This window comes from Actinoallomurus sp. NPDC052274, from assembly GCF_040679475.1.
Lineage (GTDB): Bacteria > Actinomycetota > Actinomycetes > Streptosporangiales > Streptosporangiaceae > Actinoallomurus > Actinoallomurus liliacearum.
The window spans coordinates 1-20,843 of the sequence record NZ_JBFAUT010000063.1; the positions used below are offsets into that span (position 1 = coordinate 1).

The 20,843-nt window shown below is 68.1% G+C and carries 17 protein-coding genes and 1 pseudogene; 8 read left to right on the plus strand and 10 right to left on the minus strand.

The features are described from left to right. Nucleotides 1–232: 232 nt before the first annotated feature. From AB0K82_RS36600 to AB0K82_RS36615, 4 genes are all read left to right on the plus strand, one after another. Nucleotides 233–1,480 carry an extracellular solute-binding protein gene (locus AB0K82_RS36600; RefSeq protein ID WP_364405834.1) on the plus strand — a complete coding sequence of 416 codons (1,248 nt, stop codon included), beginning with the start codon at nt 233–235 and terminating at the stop codon, nt 1,478–1,480. Nucleotides 1,481–1,727: 247 nt separating this feature from the next. Further along, nucleotides 1,728–2,561, plus strand: a complete 834-nt coding sequence (locus AB0K82_RS36605; RefSeq protein WP_364405837.1) for a sugar ABC transporter permease — start codon at nt 1,728–1,730, stop codon at nt 2,559–2,561. Further along, complete coding sequence (locus AB0K82_RS36610) at nt 2,558–3,388, plus strand: carbohydrate ABC transporter permease (RefSeq protein ID WP_364405840.1); 831 nt, start codon at nt 2,558–2,560, stop codon at nt 3,386–3,388. The genes AB0K82_RS36605 and AB0K82_RS36610 overlap by 4 nt, the downstream gene beginning before the upstream one ends. A 142-nt stretch (nt 3,389–3,530) precedes the next feature. Further along, a complete protein-coding gene (locus AB0K82_RS36615; RefSeq protein WP_364405843.1) occupies nt 3,531–5,240 on the plus strand; it encodes an RICIN domain-containing protein in 1,710 nt (569 codons plus the stop codon). A gap of 75 nt (nt 5,241–5,315) precedes the next feature. Here AB0K82_RS36615 and AB0K82_RS36620 read toward each other — a convergent pair whose 3' ends face one another. Next, a complete protein-coding gene (locus AB0K82_RS36620; protein WP_364405846.1) occupies nt 5,316–6,803 on the minus strand; it encodes an endo-1,4-beta-xylanase in 1,488 nt (495 codons plus the stop codon). A gap of 303 nt (nt 6,804–7,106) precedes the next feature. After that, a complete protein-coding gene (locus AB0K82_RS36625) occupies nt 7,107–7,436 on the minus strand; it encodes a hypothetical protein (RefSeq protein ID WP_364405849.1) in 330 nt (109 codons plus the stop codon). Nucleotides 7,437–7,797: 361 nt separating this feature from the next. Here AB0K82_RS36625 and AB0K82_RS36630 point away from each other — a divergent pair, with 361 nt between their 5' ends. Together AB0K82_RS36630 and AB0K82_RS36635 are read left to right on the plus strand one after the other, a co-directional pair. Then, complete coding sequence (locus tag AB0K82_RS36630) at nt 7,798–9,240, plus strand: non-reducing end alpha-L-arabinofuranosidase family hydrolase (RefSeq protein ID WP_364405852.1); 1,443 nt, start codon at nt 7,798–7,800, stop codon at nt 9,238–9,240. Between the two features lie 55 nt (nt 9,241–9,295). Continuing rightward, on the plus strand, nt 9,296–9,589 hold the full coding sequence (locus AB0K82_RS36635; RefSeq protein WP_364405855.1) for a glycosyl hydrolase family 65 protein: 294 nt from the start codon (nt 9,296–9,298) through the stop codon (nt 9,587–9,589). A gap of 111 nt (nt 9,590–9,700) precedes the next feature. Here the strand turns inward: AB0K82_RS36635 and AB0K82_RS36640 are convergent, their stop codons facing one another. Beyond that, nucleotides 9,701–10,387 carry a LysR family transcriptional regulator substrate-binding protein gene (locus AB0K82_RS36640; RefSeq protein WP_364405857.1) on the minus strand — a complete coding sequence of 229 codons (687 nt, stop codon included), beginning with the start codon at nt 10,385–10,387 and terminating at the stop codon, nt 9,701–9,703. Nucleotides 10,388–10,442: 55 nt separating this feature from the next. Between AB0K82_RS36640 and AB0K82_RS36645 the strand changes: the two genes are divergently transcribed. Together AB0K82_RS36645 and AB0K82_RS36650 are read left to right on the plus strand one after the other, a co-directional pair. Further along, a complete protein-coding gene (locus AB0K82_RS36645; protein ID WP_364405860.1) occupies nt 10,443–10,844 on the plus strand; it encodes a DUF5997 family protein in 402 nt (133 codons plus the stop codon). Between the two features lie 214 nt (nt 10,845–11,058). Further along, nucleotides 11,059–11,350 (plus strand): annotated as a pseudogene (locus tag AB0K82_RS36650) (helix-turn-helix domain-containing protein); the annotation flags it as partial. On the opposite strand, the gene AB0K82_RS36655 reads toward AB0K82_RS36650, so the two are convergent. The 7 genes from AB0K82_RS36655 to AB0K82_RS36685 form a co-directional block, all read right to left on the minus strand. After that, nucleotides 11,316–12,110, minus strand: a complete 795-nt coding sequence (locus tag AB0K82_RS36655) for an alcohol dehydrogenase catalytic domain-containing protein (RefSeq protein ID WP_364405950.1) — start codon at nt 12,108–12,110, stop codon at nt 11,316–11,318. The pseudogene AB0K82_RS36650 and the gene AB0K82_RS36655 overlap by 35 nt on opposite strands. Nucleotides 12,111–12,515: 405 nt before the next feature. Next, the gene (locus AB0K82_RS36660) at nt 12,516–12,812 is read right to left on the minus strand and encodes an RICIN domain-containing protein (protein ID WP_364405953.1); all 297 of its coding nucleotides are present in this window, start codon (nt 12,810–12,812) and stop codon (nt 12,516–12,518) included. Nucleotides 12,813–12,821: 9 nt separating this feature from the next. Further along, on the minus strand, nt 12,822–14,060 hold the full coding sequence (locus AB0K82_RS36665; protein WP_364405863.1) for an arabinofuranosidase catalytic domain-containing protein: 1,239 nt from the start codon (nt 14,058–14,060) through the stop codon (nt 12,822–12,824). A 35-nt stretch (nt 14,061–14,095) separates the two neighbouring features. After that, the gene (locus tag AB0K82_RS36670; RefSeq protein ID WP_364405865.1) at nt 14,096–15,571 is read right to left on the minus strand and encodes an endo-1,4-beta-xylanase; all 1,476 of its coding nucleotides are present in this window, start codon (nt 15,569–15,571) and stop codon (nt 14,096–14,098) included. 48 nt (nt 15,572–15,619) lie between these two features. Then, entirely contained in the window at nt 15,620–16,900 is a 1,281-nt protein-coding gene (locus AB0K82_RS36675) for a PHB depolymerase family esterase (RefSeq protein WP_364405868.1), read from the minus strand. A gap of 96 nt (nt 16,901–16,996) precedes the next feature. Beyond that, on the minus strand, nt 16,997–18,976 hold the full coding sequence (locus AB0K82_RS36680; protein ID WP_364405871.1) for an alpha-L-fucosidase: 1,980 nt from the start codon (nt 18,974–18,976) through the stop codon (nt 16,997–16,999). 125 nt (nt 18,977–19,101) lie between these two features. Continuing rightward, complete coding sequence (locus tag AB0K82_RS36685) at nt 19,102–20,493, minus strand: endo-1,4-beta-xylanase (RefSeq protein ID WP_364405874.1); 1,392 nt, start codon at nt 20,491–20,493, stop codon at nt 19,102–19,104. Between the last annotated feature and the right edge of the window lie 350 nt (nt 20,494–20,843).

A 20,843-nucleotide genomic window follows, 5' to 3' on the forward strand; every position in this document is an offset into this window, starting at 1 on the left:
CCCACCGGCCCTCAAACCGCGCACACACTCGTTCGAACTCCGACTTCCACGCATCCAGATCCGCGGCTGTCACCGCACCGGCGTATTGGAGGGGCTGAGGCATGCAGACACCGTCACACACCCCACCCATCTCACGCAGAGGAATCGACCGATCACCAGAAGCGATCTAGGCATGTAGTACTAGTCCGCGAGCCCCTGTTCCAGCCCCCTCCGCCCCCATGACGAGGACACCATGAGACATCTGTGCCGTACCGTCATCGCCGCCGTGCTCGCCGCCGGCACGCTCACCTCCGCCGCGGCCTGCAACTCCGCCGGCGGCAGTGATGCCTCAGCCGGCTCCGCCAAGGGCACCTACACCTTCTGGGACCCCTACCCCCAATTCGATGCCTCCTCGACGTGGGGCAAGCGAGTCGCCGGCTGCGGCACCCGGGCCGGCGTCACCGTGAAGCGCACCGCCATGGACACCACGGACCTGGGCAACAAGGCATTGCTCGCGGCCCAACAGGGCAACGCCCCAGACGTGATGCTGGTCGACAACCCCGTCGTCTCGACTCTGGTCCAGGCGGGGATCCTCACCAAGACCGGCGACCTCGGCCTGGACACCTCCTCCATCCAGCAGAACATCCTCGGCGCGGGCATCCTGGACGGTTCCGCCTACGGAGTCCCGATCGGCGCCAACACCCTGGCCCTGTACTACAACAAGAAGGTCCTCGATGCGGCCGGCGTCGACCCGGCCGGCATCAAGGACTGGGCCACCCTCACAGCGGCGCTGCAGAAGGTCAAGGCCGCCGGCAAGAAGGGCATCACCTTCTCCGCGATCGGCACCGAGGAGGGCAGCTTCCAGTTCCTGCCCTGGTTCTGGGGCGCGAACGGTGACCTGACCAAGCTGAACGACGCCAACGGCGTCGCCGCGCTGTCCCTGTGGAAGGACTGGGTCTCGCAGGGGCTGGCGCCTCACGACGTGCTACAGAACACCCAGACCACCAGCTGGCAGGAGTTCGCCACCGGCCAGTACGCCTTCGGTGAGAACGGCACCTGGCAGCTCACCAACGCCGCCAAGGCCGGCTTTCCCTACGGCGTCATCAACATCCCGGGCCGGAACGGCGGCTCCGCCCCCGCGCCGACCGGCGGTGAGTTCGTGACGGTGCCGGTACAGAAGGACACCGGCCGGTACGACGTGACGAAAAAGATCGTCGGCTGTCTGATCAGCCCCGCCAACCTGCTCGCCACCGACACCACTCTGTCCTACATCGCGCCCACGAGCGCGGTGCAGGGGCAGCAGGTCCAGCAGAATGCCGCCCTCAAGCCGTGGATCTCGGCGGTCGCCGCGGCCCGCGGCCGTACCGGCAACGGGCTGGGCACCAAATATCCGGTCATCTCCCAGCAGATGTGGACCGCCGTGCAGTCCGCGCTGTCCGGCGGCAAGAGCCCGCAGGCCGCCCTCGACGTCGCGCAGGCGGCCGTCGGCCACCAGGGCTGACCCGCACAGCCGGTGGCGGCCGCACCGGTCTCTGACCATCCCTCCGGCACGGCGGCTCAGCGCGGAGTCCTGGACGCCGCTCCCCTCAGCTAGGAGTCCCCAGCATGACCCTCGCCCCAGCCAACCGTCCTCAGCGGTCCCCGGCCGCGTCCAGGCCGGCCCTGAGCACTCCGGCCGGCGCCGGCGCGGCCCGGCGTCGCCGGCCCGAAAGCACCGGTGGACCGCCTGGGGTTTCGCACTCCCGCTGGTGATCTACCTGGCCGCGTCCTACCTCTATCCCCTCTACCGCAACCTGGACCTGAGCCTGCACCACTACACCGTGCGGTCCTTCGTGGCCGGCGGGGCCCCGTTCTCCGGGTGGGACAACTTCGGCCAGGTCCTGCACGACCCCACGTTCTGGCCCGCGATGGGCGACACCTTCGCCTTCACGCTGGCCTCCATCGCCGTCCAATACTGCGCGGGTCTGGCCCTGGCCGCCTTCTTCAACCGGAACTTTCGCCTGTCCGGGCTGCTGCGCGCGCTCTTCCTCATCCCCTGGCTGCTGCCGCTCATCGTCTCCTCCTCAACGTGGGCGTGGATGATGAACAGCGAATCCGGCGTGTTGAACTACGCCCTCCACTTCATCGGCGTCTCCCCGGTCGACTGGCTCACCTCACCCGACTGGGCCCTGACCTCGGTCATCATCGCCAACATCTGGATCGGCATCCCGTTCAACCTGGTCATCCTCTACAGCGGGCTGCAGAACGTCCCCGCCGAGCTGTACGAGGCGGCCGCGCTGGACGGCGCAGGACCCTGGCAGGTGTTCCGCCGGGTCACGTTCCCGCTGCTACGGCCCGTCTCCGCGGTCGTGCTGCTCCTCGGCTTCATCTACACGCTCAAGGTCTTCGACCTCATCTGGATCATGACCAAGGGCGGTCCGGGGGACTCGTCCTCCACCCTCGCCACCTGGTCCTACCGGCTCGGGTTCGGCTCCCTCCTTCCGCAGTTCGGGCCCGGCGCCGCAGTCGGCGACATCCTCATCCTGATCGCCCTGGTGTTCGGACTGCTCTACGTCCGCGTCCAGAGGAGTCAGGCATCATGACCGTCCCCACCCCGCGGCGTCGCAGCGTCCGCACGACCGTCATCGGCATCGTTCTGACGGCGATCATGCTGTTCCCCGTCTACTGGATGCTCAACGTCTCGCTGACGCCCCAGCAGGACATGCGGAAGAACCCTCCGGACCTGGTCCCGCTGCACCCCACCTTCGAGGGGTACAAGGCCGTCCTCGACGACCAGATGCCTTACTTGCTGACGAGCCTGCTGATCGGCCTGGGCACTGTCATCCTCACCCTGCTGCTATCGGCGCCGGCCGGCTACGCGCTCGCCAAGCTGCGTCCTCGCGGCGGAGGGACCCTGGGCATGGTGCTCCTGATCGCCCAGATGATCCCCGGAATCGTGATGGCCATGGGCTTCTACGGCATCTTCCTCAACCTCGGCCTGATGAACACCTGGTGGGGACTGATCGTCGCCGATTCCACCATCGCCGTGCCGTTCGGAGTCATGATCTTCAGAGCGTTCATGTCCGGCATCCCCGACGAGCTCCTGGCCGCCGCCGGCATCGACGGCGCCGGGCCCCTTCGCACCTTCTGGTCCGTCGTCCTGCCGATCAGCCGCAACGCCCTGGTCACCGTCTCCCTCTTCAGCTTCCTGTGGGCCTGGTCGGACTTCGTCTTCGCCAACACATTGGACAGCGGCGGCCACCTTCGCCCCATCACCCTCGGCATCTATCGCTACATCGGAAACAACAACCAGGAGTGGAACGCCATCATGGCCACCGCCGTGGTCGCCTCGATCCCCGCGGGGCTGCTCCTCGTCGTCGCCCAGCGCTACGTCGCGGCCGGCGTCACCGCCGGCGCCGTCAAGGACTGAACCCCATGCCTCCTCGGCCCCCGGCGCACCGCGCGCGCGGCCCCCCGCGCCCGCGACCTTCCACACGCCGCCTGAATCCGCACTGTCGCAGGCCTTCGCCGCTCCCACCCACGAGTCCCCTCACTCCACGAGAGAGCCCGAAGTGAAAACAACCAGAAGCAGAGGCGGAAGAGCCGCCGCCCTCCTCACCTCGCTGACCCTCATCGCAGGCGGCGCCGCCCTCGCCGCCACACCCGCGCACGCCGCCACCACCCTGGTGGTCAACGCCAACCAGGTCCTGCGTCCGGTGACACACGTGGCGACCGGCTCGCTTTACGGCCTGGCGAACGCGACGACGCCGGCCGACAGCCTGGTCCAGCCCATCAAGCCGAACACCTTCGTGCAGAAGCCCCAGGGCGGCAAGCAGCAGCCCACGGGCGACATCCTGACCGTGGCGCCGGAGGCGGCCCGGGCGGGCGCGAAGGTCGTGGACCGCCTCTCCGACATCTACGCCGGCTGGCCGTACCAGTTCAGCTGGAACAACTGGTTCACCCTCGTCGACCAGCAGATCGCTCAGGTCAAGGCGTCCGGGATCACGAACCTGGCCGCGTACGCGCTGTGGAACGAGGCCGACGGCACCTGGTCGTCCTCCAACGGCACCTTCGAGGACTTCTGGACCCGTACCTACCGCGAAGTGCGGTCCAAGGACGCGACGACCCCGATCCAGGGCCCGAGCTTCTCGGACAACATCAGCGACATGCAGAACTTCCTGAAGAACGCGGTCGCGACGAACACCGTCCCCGACATCCTGGCGTGGCATGAGCTGTCGAACTCCGCCAAGATCGCCGGTGACGTCGCCAACGTCACCGCCATCGAGAAGAACCTCGCAATCAGCCCCCGCCCGATCGCCATCGAGGAGTACGCCGCCCCGTCCGAGGTCGGCATCCCCGGCCCGCTGGTCGGCTACATCGCCAAGTTCGAGCGGCTGGGTGTCCACGACGCCGAACTGGCGTTCTGGAACCAGTCCGGCGCGCTCGGCGACCTGCTCACCGGCCAGGGCGGCTCGCCCAACGGCGCCTACTGGCTCTACAAGTGGTACGCCGACATGAACGGCCAGATGGTCCTCACCACCCCGCCCGCACAAACCGGAATCGACGGCGCGGCGGCGATCAACAGCGCCGGCAACCAGCTCAGCGTCATCGTCGGTCACGGCTCCGGGGACAGCGCCGTGACCATCAACGGACTCGGCTCCTTCGGAAGCACCGTCCACGTGAAGGTGGAGTACACCCCCTCCCCCGGGCGCACGGTGGCGGTTTCGGGGCCCAGCACGCTGGCCGAGTCGAACTACGCCGTCACCAACGGCTCCATCACCGTGCCCATCTCGGGGATGAACGCCAGCTACGGGTACCACGTGGTGGTCACTCCGGGCAGCGGAGGATCATCCTCGCTGGCCGGCACCTACCAGATCAAGAATGCGAACAGCGGCCTGGCCCTGGACACCCAGAACTCCGGCGCCGCCCAGGGAACTCTGGTCGACCAGGCCGCTCCCTCGTCCAGCAGCACCCAGACCTGGACCCTCGTCGATGCCGGCTCCGGCCTCTACAAGATCGTCAACAAGGCCAGCGGGCTGTTCCTCGGCATCACGAACATGAGCAAGAGCGACGGCGGAACCGCCCTGATCTGGAGCGACAACGGCACCGCCGACCACCTGTGGCAGTTCACCGCCGACGGGAACGGCCACTACAAGATCACCAATCACAACAGCGGCCTCCTGCTCGGCGTGACGAACATGAGCACCGCCCCCGGCGCCCAGGTCGTCCAGTGGGGGGACAACGGCACCGCGGATCACCTCTGGACCCTCACACCCCGTTAGGGCCGTGTGGTCGCCTCCGGCGCGGCGGGCCTCCCGCGCCGGAGGCTTCTCTCGTCAGGAACGGGGATCAGCGGGTTACTTGAAGCTGGCGCCGCCGTCCCAGGTCCATTTCTGGTTGCCGCCACCCCAGCAGGAGTACAGCTGGAGCTGGGTGCCGTTGCCGGTGCCCTGGCCAGAGGCGTCCAGGCACAGTCCGGATTGGACGCCGACAATGGTTCCGTCGGAGTTGACGCGCCATTTCTGGTTGTCGCCGCCCCAGCAGGAGTAGATCTGTACCTTGACACCGCTGCCGGTGCCGGCGGCGTCAAGGCACTTGTCGCCGTAGACCTTGAACTCGTTGGCGGAGGTGTAGGTCCACTGCTGGTTGCTGTTGCCATTGCAGTCCCACAGCTGCACCTGAACGCCATCGGTCGTGCTCGCGTTGGGCACGTCCAGGCAGCGGCCGGAGGCGACACCCTTGATCTGTCCGCCGCCGCCGGGCGGCGTGACGGTCGGAGTCGGAGTCGGAGTGGAGGATGATCCGGCGTTGAGGGCGTTGAGGACAGAGGTGTAGGCGGGTTTCTTGTTGCCGTTGCCGTCGAAGAGGAGCGGGGTGTCGCCGGACCGCCAGGAGTCGCTGTCCCGTACGCCCCAGACTGTCATGCCGACGCAGCGCGAGACGGCCAGGCAGTCGTTGGTCACGTTGGCGTAGGTCGTGGCCGAGGCGCCCTGGATGTCCAACTCGGTGATCGCCACGTCGACGCCCAGGGCAGCGAAGTTCTGCAGGGTGGTGCGGAAGTTGCTGTTGTAGGGGCTGCCGCTGTTGAAGTGAGACTGAAAGCCGACGCAGTCGATCGGAACACCGCGGGACTTGAAGTCCTTGACCATGTTGTAGACGCCCTGGGTCTTGGCGGCGTTCCAGTTCTCGATGTTGTAGTCGTTGTAGCAGAGCTTGACGCTCGGGTCGGCCGCCCGCGCGGTGCGGAAGGCGACCTCGATCCAGTCGTTGCCGGTCCGCTGCAGGTTGGAATCGCGCCGGCCCCCGGAGCCGTCGTCGGCGAAGGCCTCGTTCACCACGTCCCAGTAGGCGAGCTTGCCTTTGTAATGGGCCATCACGCCGTTGATGTGGTTGATCATCGCCTGGCGCAGCGCGCTGCCGCTGAGGCTCTGCATCCAGCCGGGCTGCTGGGAGTGCCAGGCCAAGGTGTGGCCACGGACCCGCATCCCGTGCTGCACCGCCCAGTTGTAGACCTGGTCGCCGGCGCTGAAGTTGAATTGGCCCTGCTGGGGCTCGGTGGCGTCGATCTTCATCTCGTTCTCGGGCGTCACCATGGTGAACTCGCGACCCGCGATCGTGGTGTACGCCGAGTCGCCGAGCCTACCGGCGGCGATGGCGGTGCCGAAGTACCGCCCGCTCTGTGCGGCAGCCGCGCCGAGCGTACTCGCCGCGGCATTCGAAGGAACCGCCACCGCCAGCGCGACGGTTGTCGTCCCGACAACGCCGAGGGCGAGGGCGACCAGGGCCCGGCGGAAGCGGCGGACGGATCGCCTGGTTCCGGGCGAGGGTGTTTCTTCGGTGCTCACTCCTGAGCCTCCATAACTGAAGTATGGGAAAGGTCGGAAACGCGGAATCGACGCCGCGTTCCTTCGCCGGGAACGCACACCACCAAGGCGTCGCCAGTTGGTGGGCCCTGCCACGCCCGGCAGGCCCGACCGCCTCGGGGACTCAGTGTGAGTAACGCCCAGAAAACGTGTCAATACTTTCGAAAATATTTCGGACACTCATCACGATCAACCCAGCGTCACCCACCTCTTCCGGCGGGCGAGTACGCTACCGAAAACTTTCGACGCTCTCCTCCTGAGTGCGGATCGCAATGATAGTTTTCATCACGGCGCTTCGCCGGCCAGGCGCATCTTCGCGGATAACGCCAGATGAGCCACGCTCGGCCCTGGCGCGCTCTCAGGGTGCGCATGGGAGCCCTTGACATATCTCCCCCGCTCATATTTGCTCCGCCCCACACCACCTTCGACAAACCCGCCGAAGAAAGGAGCTCGATCGACCGCCCGGATCGACAGCGATGACATTCCGCCTACCGCGCCTGAGGGCGCATCCGGTGCTTCGATCAGCGCGAGTACCGGTGGCGGCAACGGCGACGCGGCCATCGGCGGCCTTCGCCAAGGCGTCATCACCGCGGCGTCCTTCGACGACGTCTCCACCACCGTCAGAGTCCGCTCCCGCTAAGGCCCGGTCAGCCGGTCCACATCCAATTGACAACCGTTGGCACAGACATAAGGCGGCGACCCATGTTACCGGTAACACGTCTGATGCGGGTCTCGGTCATCCACTCCTCGCCCGTGCCTCACAACGGTGTCCTCCGGTTGGCGGCGAACCCGTTGCCGGCCTCATTCCTCCCGAACCGTCTCACGCAAGGATCGGTATGAGACATCCACCCCGCACCGTCCGACCGAAAGTCCTGACCGCCGGCTCGAGCGCCGTCACGGACCCGGTACAGATCCGGGCCCGCGACGGTGCCGGCAACCAGAAGTGGTCCCGCAGTTGACCTGGGAGGAGGTTCCCATGCACAGAGCACGTATCGGGCAGGGGCGCCGCGCGCTGACGGCGGCGCTGGCGATGGTGGCCGCGGGCGCGGTCGTCCTCGCGCTCACACTGGTGGCCGCCCCTGCTCGGGCCGACGTCACCGGTGCGCTGCGCGGCGTCGGTTCCGGCCGGTGTCTGGATGTGTCCGGCCAAAGCCAGACCGACGGCACGTCCCTGCAGATCTATGACTGCTGGGGCGGCGCGAACCAGCAGTGGACATCGACGTCCAATGGCCAACTGACCGTGTACGGCGGCAAGTGCCTGGATGTGCCGAACCACGCCACCGCGGCCGGTACCCGGGTGCAGATCTGGACCTGCAGCGGTGGTAGCAACCAGCAGTGGCGGGTGAACGCCGATGGCACGGTGGTCGGCGTGGAGTCGGGGCTGTGCCTGGACGTCACGGGCGCCGGTACGGCCAACGGCACCGCGGTCGATCTCTGGACGTGCAACGGCGGTTCGAATCAGAAGTGGACCGGCCTGTCGGACACGACTCCGACCCCGCCCCCGACCGGCGGCACGTGCTCTCTTCCGTCGACGTACCACTGGACGTCGACGGGTGCGTTGGCGACGCCGCAGAACGGGTGGGTCTCGCTCAAGGACTTCACCAACGTCGTCTACAACGGCAAGCACCTGGTCTACGCGTCGAACGTGTCGGGATCGTCGTACGGTTCGATGGCGTTCAGTCCCTTCACGAACTGGTCTGACATGGCTTCGGCCGGCCAGATCGGGATGAGTCAGGCCGCGGTGGCGCCCACGCTGTTCTACTTCGCACCCAAGAACATCTGGGTGCTGGCCTACCAGTGGGGAGCGTGGCCCTTCATCTACCGGACGTCGAGCGACCCCACCAACCCCAACGGCTGGTCCTCACCGCAGGCGCTGTTCACCGGCAGCATCTCCGGCTCCGGCACCGGCCCGATCGACCAGACGCTGATCGGCGACGGTTCGAACATGTACCTGTTCTTCGCCGGTGACAACGGCAAGATCTACCGGGCGAGCATGCCGATCGGGAACTTCCCGGGTAGCTTCGGCTCGTCGTACACGACGGTGATGAGCGACTCGACGGCCAACCTGTTCGAGGCGGTCCAGGTCTACAAGGTCCAGGGGCAGAACCAGTACCTGATGATCGTTGAGGCGATGGGAGCGAATGGGCGGTACTTCCGCTCGTTCACGGCATCCAGCCTGAGCGGTTCGTGGACTCCGCAGGCCAGCAGCGAAAGCAACCCGTTCGCGGGCAAGGCCAACAGCGGGGCCACCTGGACCAACGACATCAGCCATGGTGACCTGGTTCGCAGCAACCCTGACCAGACCATGACCATCGATCCCTGCAACCTGCAGTTCCTCTACCAGGGCAAGTCCCCCAGCGCCAGCGGCCCCTACGACCAACTGCCGTGGCGTCCGGGCCTGCTGACGCTGCAGCGCTAGCCTGCGTGATCCACGGTGATCGCGCGCCGGTGGCCGCCGGCGTGCAGGTGAGCCGGTGCCCCTCCCGCAAAGGAACCGACGGCGTCGAGTCGGCCCGGTTCCCACGCAGGAGGATCACCATCAACCCCTTCCTCCCGCCGCAGTTGCCGGGCGTCGACATCACGGAGTGGAGTGGCACGGGCGCGTTTTCGACCTTTCCGTCGGCCAGCGGGCCACGAAGCTGACCGTGCGGTCCGGCCCGCCGCTCCCGGTACGGGTCGCGGGCAGCGGCGTCCGCGAGGTCACGCCCGGCGCGGCGCTCCAGGCGCCCACCAGGCACCCGGCGGGCGACGCGAAACAATGCTCGTGAACACGCCGGACGCGGACCCGACCACTACGCCACCGTCGTGACCCTTGCCGCCGCCGGCGCGCCACAAAGGGGCCGGCCGACCCCGACCATCTCGGTAAGCGTGACCTCTTCTCACGTCCGGCGGCGGCGCGTCCGGTGGCGAGGCTTGGGAGTGGAGTGCTTTTGCGGGGGCTTCTTACGGGTGGGTTGTTGTTGGGGGGTGCGGCCACGGGAGCTGTTGGGAGTGCGGCCGCGGACGATGCCGATCAGCTCCTCCATGAGGTCGGTCGTCGCGGCCTCGAGCCAGGCCAGGCCGATCTGGGACTGGGGGGCGTCGGTCACGGCGCGGTAGGTGAGGTCTTTGCGGTGGTGGAGGCGGGCCAGAGACTGAGGGAGCAGGAGGACGCCGGCCCCCGACGCCACCAACTCGATCGCGCCCGCCGTGCTCTCCGGACGGGTGAAGGCGGGCTGCCCGGGGCGGTCGCCCCAGGCCAAGACCTCGTCGAGCGGCTCGAACACGTCCTCGTCGGCGAGATCGGCGAGCTCCACCTCCTCGACCGCGGCCACCGCGTGATCCTTCGGCACGACCACCACGGTCGTCTCCAGGTACAGCGGGATCACGTGGAGGGCCTCACGGTCGACGGGCAGGCGCACGAACGCCGCGTCCACGCCGCCGTCCCGCAGCAGAGGGACAGCGTCGGCGGCGGGCACCTGGATCAGCCGAAGCGGCACCTCCCGCACCCGCTCGGCCCACACTCCGGCCCATTTCCCGGGCGTCACTCCCGGGGCGTAGGCCAGTCGGAACTCCCCCTTGGTCACCTTCTCAGCCTAGTGGCGTCCAGCCGGCTCCCTCCCGCTGGCTACCCTTGATGTCATGAGCACGTCCAGGGCGAAGACCCCGCAGACCATGAAGCCGGCGACCGCGGCCAAGAAGCTGGGGATCCTACTGTCGGCAGCGCCCGCCGAATTCCAGGAGGGCGTCGTCTCCCGGGACGAGCTGAACGCGCTCCAGGCCGACCCGCCCTCTTGGCTCGCCGACCTGCGCCGCATGGGTCCCCACCCACGCCAGGTCGTCGCCGCCAAGCTTCGCGTCTCCGCCTCGGGCCTAGCCCGCGCCGGCATCACGGGCCCCCTCACCACCGCCGAGATCGAGACCTTGAAGGCCGAAAACCCCGACTGGCTAGAACGCGAGCAGGCCATCCAGGCCAAGGTCCGCCAAGAGGAGCTCCGCCTCAAGCAGCAGCGCGCCAAGGCCTGGTCCGCGGGAACGAAGTAGGGCTCTGCGGCCAACCGCCCCGGCCGATCCGCCCGACGTGTCCCTTGGACTGACGACCCACGCCAAAGGCCCGTGACGCGGCGACGGGACAACTATTGAAGAAGCCGCTGGCCAACTCACTGTGCAGTCCCATCTGATCGCTGACGCGCGATCGGGACTTCCGACAATCCCGACTTCGACGCCTATCATCGCTGCGCGATCGAGTGGCGACGGCCGGGACGTGGAGAGCTTCCTGGCCGCCGCGCTCGGCCCGTTGATCGACTACGACGAACGACGGGGGACCAATCTGGTGCGGACGTTGGAGGCCTACTTCGAGGCCCGGGGGCAGCCTGTCCAGGGCCGCGAGGCGATTGCACATCCACGTCAACACCGTCACGCAGCGGCTCGACCGCGTCGGCAAGCTGCTGGGCGAGCGCTGGCAGTCGCCCGAGCACGCCCTGGAGATCCAGCTCGCCCTGCGCCTGTACCGACTCAGCGTCCCCGGCGTCCCGGCCGGCGACCGCTGAGCGCGGGGACCTGATGGCCGGTGGACGATCGGGTTCCTCGAGCCGGGCCGCCAGGTCGGCGACGGCCGTGCGGTCGGCGAAGTCGGCGCTCAGCGCCGGGCATCCGCGGCCGAGCGCGGTGAATGGCGACCTGGACCATCCGGCCGCGGATGGCCAGCGAGTCGACGGCGGTGGCGACAGCGGCGGCCGCGCCGGAGACCTCGAACGCCACCGCGGCGCCCGCCCCACCGGTCCACCGTTCGACGATCTCGGCACGGCCCGCTTCGCTCGGGTCGGTGACGGGCAGCCCCAGCCCTTCGGCCACAGAACGGCGGTACGGTTCGGGCTCCACCAGCAACACATCCGCACCGGACCGGCGGGCGACGATCGCGATGAGCAACCCGATCGGACCGCCGCCGACCACGATCGTCTTCTCCCCCGGCCGCAGCTCCGCGCGCCGTACGTCGTGCACGGCCACGGCGGTGGGTTCGACGAGAGCGGCCTGGTCCAGGGCCAGGTCCTGAGGGAGCCGGACCAGTGCCGCCGCGGGGACCGTCCAGCTGTTCTGCATGGATCCGGCCGCGTCGATTCCGAGGAAGACCAGACGGTGACAGATGTGCGTGTGGCCCGCCCGGCACGCCGGGCAGGTCCGGCAGGGAACCGGCGGCATGACGGTGACGTGGTCGCCCGGCCGCCAGTCGAGGAGACCGGAGCCGACCTGCGCGATCCGGCCGGACATCTCGTGGCCGATGACACACGGCGGGTGGACCCTGCCGTCCAGTCACCGTGGAAGATACGCAGGTCCGTACCGCAGATGCCGGTGTAGGCGACGTCGACACGGGCGTGCCCCGGCGGCGGTGGCGTGAGCCCGGTGGTCTCGATCGCCAGCCGCCGCGCCCCGGCGTAGGCGACGCGTCGAACGTTCACGCGGGTTCCCCTGCGCGGGGAGGGGTGGTCTGCCGGGAGGACCGGCCCTCGCGTCGGACGGGCCGCGTCGGGACGAACCGGGCGGAGCGTTTCACTACGAGTCCTTTCGCGTTCCTCGGTGAAGGGAACAGCGGGTACGGCGAGCGGCCGCCTCGCCTTACTCGATAAGACCCTCGAGGACCACCGGCGCAAGAGCCAGCGCCGTGTCTTCGGCTGATCCATTCGATCAGGCATCGCGAGCCGAACCCGGACCGGGGCGTCAGCCGAAGCCGAAGTCCTGGTTGGTACCCGGGGCGTTCTTGCAGGGCCACTGGTCGAGCTGCTGCCCGAGGGTGCCGCCGGCCCCGTAGACGTCCAGGCACAGACCGCTGTTCTGGTTCTTGAACTCGTACGAACCATCGGACCGCTGGATCGGCTGCCACATCGTGTTCGCCGCCTCGTTCCGGGCCTGCTGCACGATGTCCGGGCTCCCCTGCGCCGTCGAGCCGTTGGCCACCGCCACGACCTGACCGGAGTTCTGCGCCTGCAGCTCCCCGTAGCCGTTCGAACCCGGCAGGAACTGGAACTACTGGTTCGACTGGCCGTTGCAGGTCCACTGATCGATCGCCGCGCCCGCCGCGCCGCTGTTGCCGTACACGTCCAGGCACAGACCATCGCTGCCGACGACGAGCCGGTGGTAGCCGCTCGGAACACCACCTCCTCCGCCGCCGGACCCGTAACCGGCGGCCACGAGGTCGGCCTGCACGGCGTTGTCGGTGGCATCCGACGGATAGCCGGAGACGATGGCTCCCTCGTAGAAGGTTCCCACGCTCAGGTTGGTGTTGCCGTTGCAGCAGTCACCGCCGCTTCCCAAGATGATGGCGCCTTGCTTCTTCATCGGGCTGTATCCGCTGGGAAGCGCGCCGTCCCACAATGTGGTCAGGTTGCCGGATTGGGCGTTGGCGCCCTTGATCGCGAATCGCGATGTGCCGTTGTTCTTCAACATCGCCGTGACGTATCTGCTGGTGAAGGCCCGCTGGTTCGGGTTCCAGGAGGTGCTCCCGCCGGGGAACAGGCCCCATTCGAGATCCGCCTGGACCCAGGGCCCGGACCCGGAGCACCCGCCGAACCAGCACGAGGTGCTGAAGTTGATCGCGTCCATGGCGCCCGGACCGTCGGCCTTCCGATCCGTCTCGCTGTTGCCGTAGTCGAAGCAGCAGCCGCCGTTGACGTGCGTGCCGCTGGTCACCATGTACATGCCTTCGGGCGCGCTGCCGGTCGGGACTCCCGACGACGAGCCGTTCCGCCAATAGCTGTTGCCGGCGTTGATGTAGAGCGAGTAGGTCTTGTTGCCGCTGACGGTCAGCGACTCGCTCGTCGCGTTGGCGGGAGTGTCGGAGCCTCCGATTCCCCCGGGGCCCTGGTACCAGAGGTCGTTGCCGTGCCCCGACTGGTCGTAGACGACGGTGATGACACAGGACGTGCCGGCGCAGAACGAGTCCTGGGCCGCGGCGTTGGCGAAGCCGCCCGTGGTCAGCACGCCGATGTCCCTGGTCTTGTTATCCGAGGACCGCCTGACCTGGTAGAGGTTGCCGCTGTACGAGCCGTAGAGCGCTCGCACGGTGCTGTGCGCGGCGACGCACGGCGTACCGCCCGACGCGTAGATGTCGCAGGGACCCGTACCGGCCGCCGACGCCGGCGCCGACCCGGTCAACGCGGTCGCCAGCACCATGGCCAGCATCGCCAGGACGTGAAGGGCGACGGCCGTCGGCGTACGCCGCCCACGACGCCTACGGGGCGACCCGAGAACGAATGAAGACCGCAATGTCCTACTCCTTGACCGACGTGGCGCTGAGCGGTTCATCCGAACGTCCATTGCTGGTTCGACCGGCCGCTGCAGGTCCACAGCTGGACCAGGGCGCCGTTGGCCGTCGACGCTCCGCTCACGTCCAGGCACAGGCCGGACCGCACGCCGGTGACGGTGCCGTTGGAGTTGACCTGCCACTGCTGGTTGGCCTGGCCGTTGCAGGGCCAGATCTCGACCTTGGTGCCCGGGGACGTCTGGTTGCCGTAGGCGTCGAGACACACGGTCGAGCCGCCGCTGTAGACGGTCAGCTGCCCGCCGGAGGTGCGCGTCCAGAGCTGATTGGACCCGCCCCAGCAGTCGTAGATCTGCAGTTGGGTGCCCTCAGCGGTGGCGGCGTTCGGCACGTCCAGGCACTTGCCCGCGCCGACCGCATGCAGTTCACCCGTGGTACCGCCGCCGGATGAGGAGCCGCCCAACGCGGTGACGACGGCGTTGTAGGCGGGCTTGGGCTGGTAGTTGGAGTCGTACATCGTGGCGGCGCCGTAGCCGGGGAAGGTGCCGGGAATCCAGGAGTGCCCGTCGTCCACGCCCCACTGCGAGACGCCCACGCAGCGGGAGACCTGCAGGCAGTCGTTCGTCACGGCGCCGTAGTCGGTGGCCTGCTGCTGCAGAGTGGTGCTGCCGGCCGGCAGCTGGATGCGATCGTCGAGCTCGGTGACCGCCACGTCCAGCCCCAGGGCGGCGAACCGCTGCATGTTGGACAGCATGGACGAGGGCACCTGGCCGACGATGAAGTGGCTTTCGAACCCGATGCCGTTCAGTGGCACGCCCTGGGACAGCAGCGACTGCGCCAGCGAGTACATCGCGTTGCTCTTGGCGTTCTGTCCCTCGATGTTGTAGTCGTTCAGGTACAGCTCGGCGTTGGGGTCCGCGGCATGCGCGGTGCGCAGCGCGTCGGCGATGTAATTGCTGCCCATGGCGTTGTAGAAGACGTCCTTGCGCAGGCTGCCGTCCTCGTTGAACGGCTCGTTGACGACGTCCCAGGCGTACACCTTGCCCTTGTAGTGCGTGGCCTCGGTGGTGATGTGAGCTTCCATCGCCCCCTGTACCTGGTTCGACGGCAGGCCGCTGACCCAGGACGGCAGCTGGGAGTGCCAGACCAGGTTGTGCCCCCGTACCCGCATGGTGTGGGACTGGGCGAAGGAGACGATCTGGTCGCCGGGGCCGAAGTTGTAGGACCCGTTCGACGGCTCGGTGGTGTCCCATTTCATCTCGTTGCCGGGGGTCACCATGTCGAATTGGGCCCCCGCGACGCCGGTCTCGCCGCTGACGTTGAGGTCGGCCGCGGTCAGTGCGGTACCGAAGTAACGGCCCTTCGCCTCGGCCAGGCCGCGCAGGGTCGTCGCCGCCCGCGCCGGCGACGCCGTGCCGGTCATCGCGGCCGACATCATCACCGCGGCCACGGCGAGGGCGGCGATACCGCCGAGCCGGGCCCTCCATGGGTCGATCAAGATTCTTCTGACGGTCACGTTCGGCCTCCATCGCCGATCCCGAGGTCCATTGGTCGTCGGTGTCGTTCAGCCCGAGGTGCTCACGGCGCAGGCGGTGCCGTTGAGGGTGAATCCGGTCGGCGCCGTCGCGTCGCCGGTCTGGTTCGCCTGGAACCCGATGCCGGTCGAGGCGCCCGGAGCCAGGACCGCGTTGTAGCTCAGGTTCTTGGCCGTGACCTGGCCGCTGCCGCCGCTGTAGGTGGCGTTCCACCCGGAGGTGATGGTCTGCCCGGACGGCAGCGTGAACGCCAGAGACCAGCCGTTGATCGCCGAGCCGCCCGTATTGGAGATCGTGAGGTTCTCGGTCATCCCACCGGACCATGAGGCGACCGTCGCGGTCACGCGGCAGGCGGACGACCCGCCCGTCCCGCCACCGGTACCTCCGCCACCGCCGTCACCGCCGTCCAGGCCGAAGAAGTGGATCGCGTAGGCGGCCATCCCCGGATGCGGCAGGTCATGGCCCGCGCCGGCGATGGTGTAGGCCTCGACGTCCACGGTGCCGGAGGAGTCGGCGAACCGCCGCCGGGTCCACCCGGACTGCGGGGTGTCGGTGGACGTGGGCGTCTGGCTCACCCCGAAGACGTTCGTCCACTCGTCCACCTCCTCCTGCAGCATCGAGTACGGCAGCACGGAGTCGGACGTGCCGTGCCACGCCTGCACGCGCGGCCGGGGGCCGGTGTAGCCCGGGTAGGCGTTACGGACCATGTCGCCCCACTGCTGCGGCGTCTTGTCGCCGCACATGCCGCCGCCCGCCATGCATCCGTACGGGATGCCGGAGAACGGCGCGCCGGCCTTGAAGACGTCCGGATAGGTCGCGAGCAGGTTGTTGGTCTCCATGGCCCCCGAGGAGAAGCCGGTGGCGAACACACGCTGCGGGTCGCCGCCGTAGTGCTGCTCCACGTAGGTCACCATGTTCACGATCGAGACCGGATCGCTGCCGCCGCCGTGGTGCAGCGCCGCGTCCGACCACACGTCGAAGCAGTTCGACATGCCGTTGACGCTGTGCGACGCCTGCGGGTAGATGACGATGAAGCCGTACCTGTCGGCCAGCGAGGCGAACTCGGTGCCCTGGTAGAAGCCGGGCGCCCAGCCGTTACAGCCGTGCATCGCCACCAGGATGCCCGGATGGGCCGGCGCGCCGGCGGGGACGTAGACGTACATCTGCATGGTGCCGGGGTTGGCGCCGAAGTTCGACACCTGCGTCAGGGACGCCGCCGACGCTCGCGGCACGAGAGCCGTGACCGTGCACAGCGCCACGGCCAGTGCCGCGACGACGATGCCGGCGAGCGCCTTGATGAGCCGTCTCACCGCTACTCTCTTTCTTCGCGGGCCCATGGGTGCCCCGCGATCGTGTCGTGGGAATTCGGGTGGGTGGGGGGGTGGATGGTCCGGTGTGGCCGGGGCTCAGACCCCGGTGATGATCCACTCGTTGTTGGTGCTCGAGTTCGGCGTCCACAGCACGGTGGTGGCGCCGACCGTCGTGCTACCGGCGCCGTCCAGGGCCGTTCCGGTGCCGCGGTTGATGATCTGATAGCGGCCGTTGCCGGCGTCGTTCAGCCGCCACTGCTGGTTGTTGCCGCCGTTCCAGGCCGCCTGCAGGCAGCTCGCGCCGTTGACGGTGTTGCCCCAGCTGTCGGCCACCATCCCGTTGGTGCGGTTGACGATGCGGTGGTAGCCGTTGCCCAGGTCCACCAGTTGCCACTGCAGGTTGGTGGACCCGTCGTAGTTCCACTGCTTGAGCACCGACCCGGACGAGACGTTGCCGCCGCTGTCGAGGACCAGGCCGCTGGTCACGTTGGCGATCTTCACCCAGCCCGTGGTCGTGCCGCCGCTGCCCAGGGCGGGAATCTGGCCGGAGAAGGTCAGCTTGACCACGTACGCCAGGGCGCTGAAGGGGGCGCCGGACGACGGCAGCGAGATGTGCAGTCCGGCGCCGTCCTGGCCGCGGTTCGGCAGGTCGACGTACGAGCCGGCGGTCTGGTCGAGGAGCTGTACCGAGGTCAGGCTGCTCAGGTCGATCCGGCCCGCGCCAAGGGTCGTGATGGTCAGCGTGCTCCCCGGCCAGCCCAGCACGGTGGCGTACAGCACCGTGTTGTCCTTGCTGCGAGTGAAGCGGATGTCCTGAGCGGTTCCCTCCCGCGGCGTGGTGAAGGAGCCGCCGCCCATCTGGGTCGGCCCCTCGCCGAAGGACGCCCAGGCGCGGGTGGCGTAGACGGACTCGCCGAACCGCTTGAGGTAGTCCCCCATTCCCTGCAGGATCGCCTGCTGCCCCACCGGGATGGTGCCGTCGGCCATCGGGGCGATGTTGAGCACCATGGTGCCGTTCTTGCTGACCCGGTCGATCAGCGCGTGCATCATGGCCTTGGTCGAGTAGTAGCCGATGCCGACCGTGTAGCACCAGCTCGAGCTGGAGACGCTGTCGTCGGTCTGCCAGTAGGGCGTCTGAATGCCACCCGGCCCACCGCGTTCGAAGTCGTAGACCTCGCCCTTGTTGTCGAAGCCGTCCTTGTAGGTGGCCACGACGTCCTTGTTCCAGGCGACCGCCTGGTTGTAGTAGTAGGCCAGGAACTGCAGCCGCAGCGACTCCTGGACCAGGTTCAGGTCGAAGTCCTGGTAGATGATGTCGGGCTGGTAGCCGTCGATGACCTCCTTGAGCTTGTCGTACCAGAGCTGGTTCTCGGCGGTCACGCCGAGCTGGCCGTACAGCTTCTTGAGGGTGGTCGTGGTCTGCGCCGGGACGTGGTCGTAGTAGCCGTTGAAGTGGTACGCGTGGTGCAGGGACACGTACAGCTTCAGGCCCTTGGACCGGATCGCGTCGGCGTGCTGCCGCAGCAGGTCGAGCCGGGGCCCGGTGGCGACGGAGTTCCACTCGTTGGCGGTGCTGTTCCACATCGAGTAGCCGTCGTGGTGCTCGGCCACCGGCCCGGCGAACTTCGCGCCCGCGTCGGCGAACAGCTGCGCCCACGCGTTCGGGTCCCAGTTGCCGCCCGCCGACTTCAGCTTCGGGGCGAACTGCACCCAGTTGCCGGCCTTGTCGCGGGCGCCGTTGATGAAGTCGTGGTACGGCCACGCCGACGGGTCGCCGTACACGCTCTTGTGGTGGTTGTTCTCGGCGGATCCGCCGATGTACATGTTCCGCGGATACCACTCGTTACCGAACGCGGGGACGCTGAACACCCCCCAGTGGTAGTAGATGCCGAACTTGGCGTCCTGGTACCACTCGGGAGCCGGCGGGTGCTGGTCGACCGACGGCCAACTCGCGGTGTAACCACTCGGGCCGGTGGTGGCTCCGGCGGTACGGAATCCCAGCAGGCCGGCGGCGACGGTGGCGCCGGCCGTGGTGAGCAGGCGCCGGCGGCTCAGTTGGAACTGGTACGGAGGCATGACGGGGACCTTTCGGCGGGGGGTGGCGCACCTCGAGACGATGCGCGACCGGCGGAGCGGGGGACCGGGCCGGACGCGTCGCGCACACGTCCGGCCCGACATGGGGGGCGCCTGCGGCCGGGTGATCAGCCGGTGGTGCAGGCGGTGCCGCCCAGCGCGAAGTTCGAGGGCACCGGGTTGCTGCCGTTCCAGGACCCGTTGAACCCGAAGCTCGTGCTGCCGTTGGTGGGGATCGAGCCGTTGTAGTCGACGTTGCGGGCGGTCACGTTCGCCCCGCTCTGGGTCACGGCGGCGTTCCACGCCTGGGTGATCTGCTGTCCCGCCCCGAACGACCAGGTCAGCGTCCAGCTCGAGACGGGATCGCCCAGGTTGGTCACGGTGACGTTCGCGCTGAACCCGCCGGTCCACTGCGAGCCGATCGTGTACTTGACCGAGCACCCGCCGTTCCCCGGCGGTGTGGGTGTGGGCGTGGGAGTGGATGAACCTCCCCCGCCGTACGGGACGCCGCTGCCGAGGGCGGACAGGACCGCGTCGTAGGCGGCCTTCTTGTTGCCGTTCGCGTCGAACAGCAGCGGGTTCTCACCGCTGCGCCAGGAGTCGCTGTCGCGGATTCCCCACACGGTGATGCCCGCGCAGCGGGAGACGTTCACGCATGCCCTGACCGTGTTGCCGTACGCGGTCGACGGCGCCTGGGCGATGTCGAGCTCGGTGAGCTGGACGTCGACGCCGAGGGCGGCGAAGTTGGACAGCGTGGTCTGGAAGCTCGCCGGAGGTCCGCCGGAACCGAAGTGGCTCTGGAAGCCGACGCAGTCGATCGGGACGCCGCGGGACTTGAAGTCCTTGACCATGGCGTAGACGCCCTGGGTCTTGGCGTCGCTCCAGTTCTCGATGTTGTAGTCGTTGTAACAGAGCTTGGCGCTCGGGTCGGCGGCCCGCGCGGTGCGGAACGCCTCTTCGATGAAGCCGTTGCCCAGGACGTTCTGGAACACCGAGCTGCGGTGCTGGGTGCTGCCGTCGGCGAACGCCTCATTCACCACGTCCCACGCGTAGATCTTGCCTTTGAAGTGGGTCATCTCGGTCGTGATGTGGTTGTCCATCACGCTGCGCAGCGTATTGGCGTCGGTGATGCCGCTGACCCAGCCGGGGAGCTGGGAGTGCCAGACCAGGGTGTGGCCCCTCATGCGCTGCCCGTGCGCCAGGGCGTGGTTGACGATCTGGTCGGCCGGGCCGAAGTTGAACGAGCCGCGGGACGGTTCGGTGGTGTCCCACTTCATCTCGTTCTCCGGGGTGATCATGTTGAATTCCCGGTCGAGAATCGTCGAGTACGTCGAGTTCCCGAGCTTGCCGGCGGCCACGGCGGTACCGAAGTAACGCCCGGACTGGGCCGCCTGCGCTCCGAGGGTGCTCGCGGCCTGCGCGGAGCCGGGAACGAGCATGGCGGCCCCGGCGACCACGGCGGCGGCCGACAGCGCCGAGACCAGCCCCCGCACCCGGCGGGGCCGGATCAAGGATTTCATGATTCTCCCTGCCACATCAGGTGGCCGCGCCGTTCTGTCGCCACGGCGGGTCGAGGTCCTCGCATCGGCTGTCACCCCAGCTCTCTGGAGTTCGATATCTCGAACAAGGTACGAGATATTGGACTGAAGATTCAGCCGGGAGTATCCGGGCTGTAGCCGCGAAGTCAAGGCGTCTAACATTCACGCGCGCCGGCGAATCGTTGCGGCGCTGGCAGCGGCGGTTCCAGCCCGGCGGCGCATGAAAACAGCTGAAAGTAAGGTGGCAATGCACGTACCGCCCGTATACCGATACGGGTAGGTCGGCCCCGGCCGGTGACGTCCTTTGCCATCGCCGGATGGCAGCATCGAAG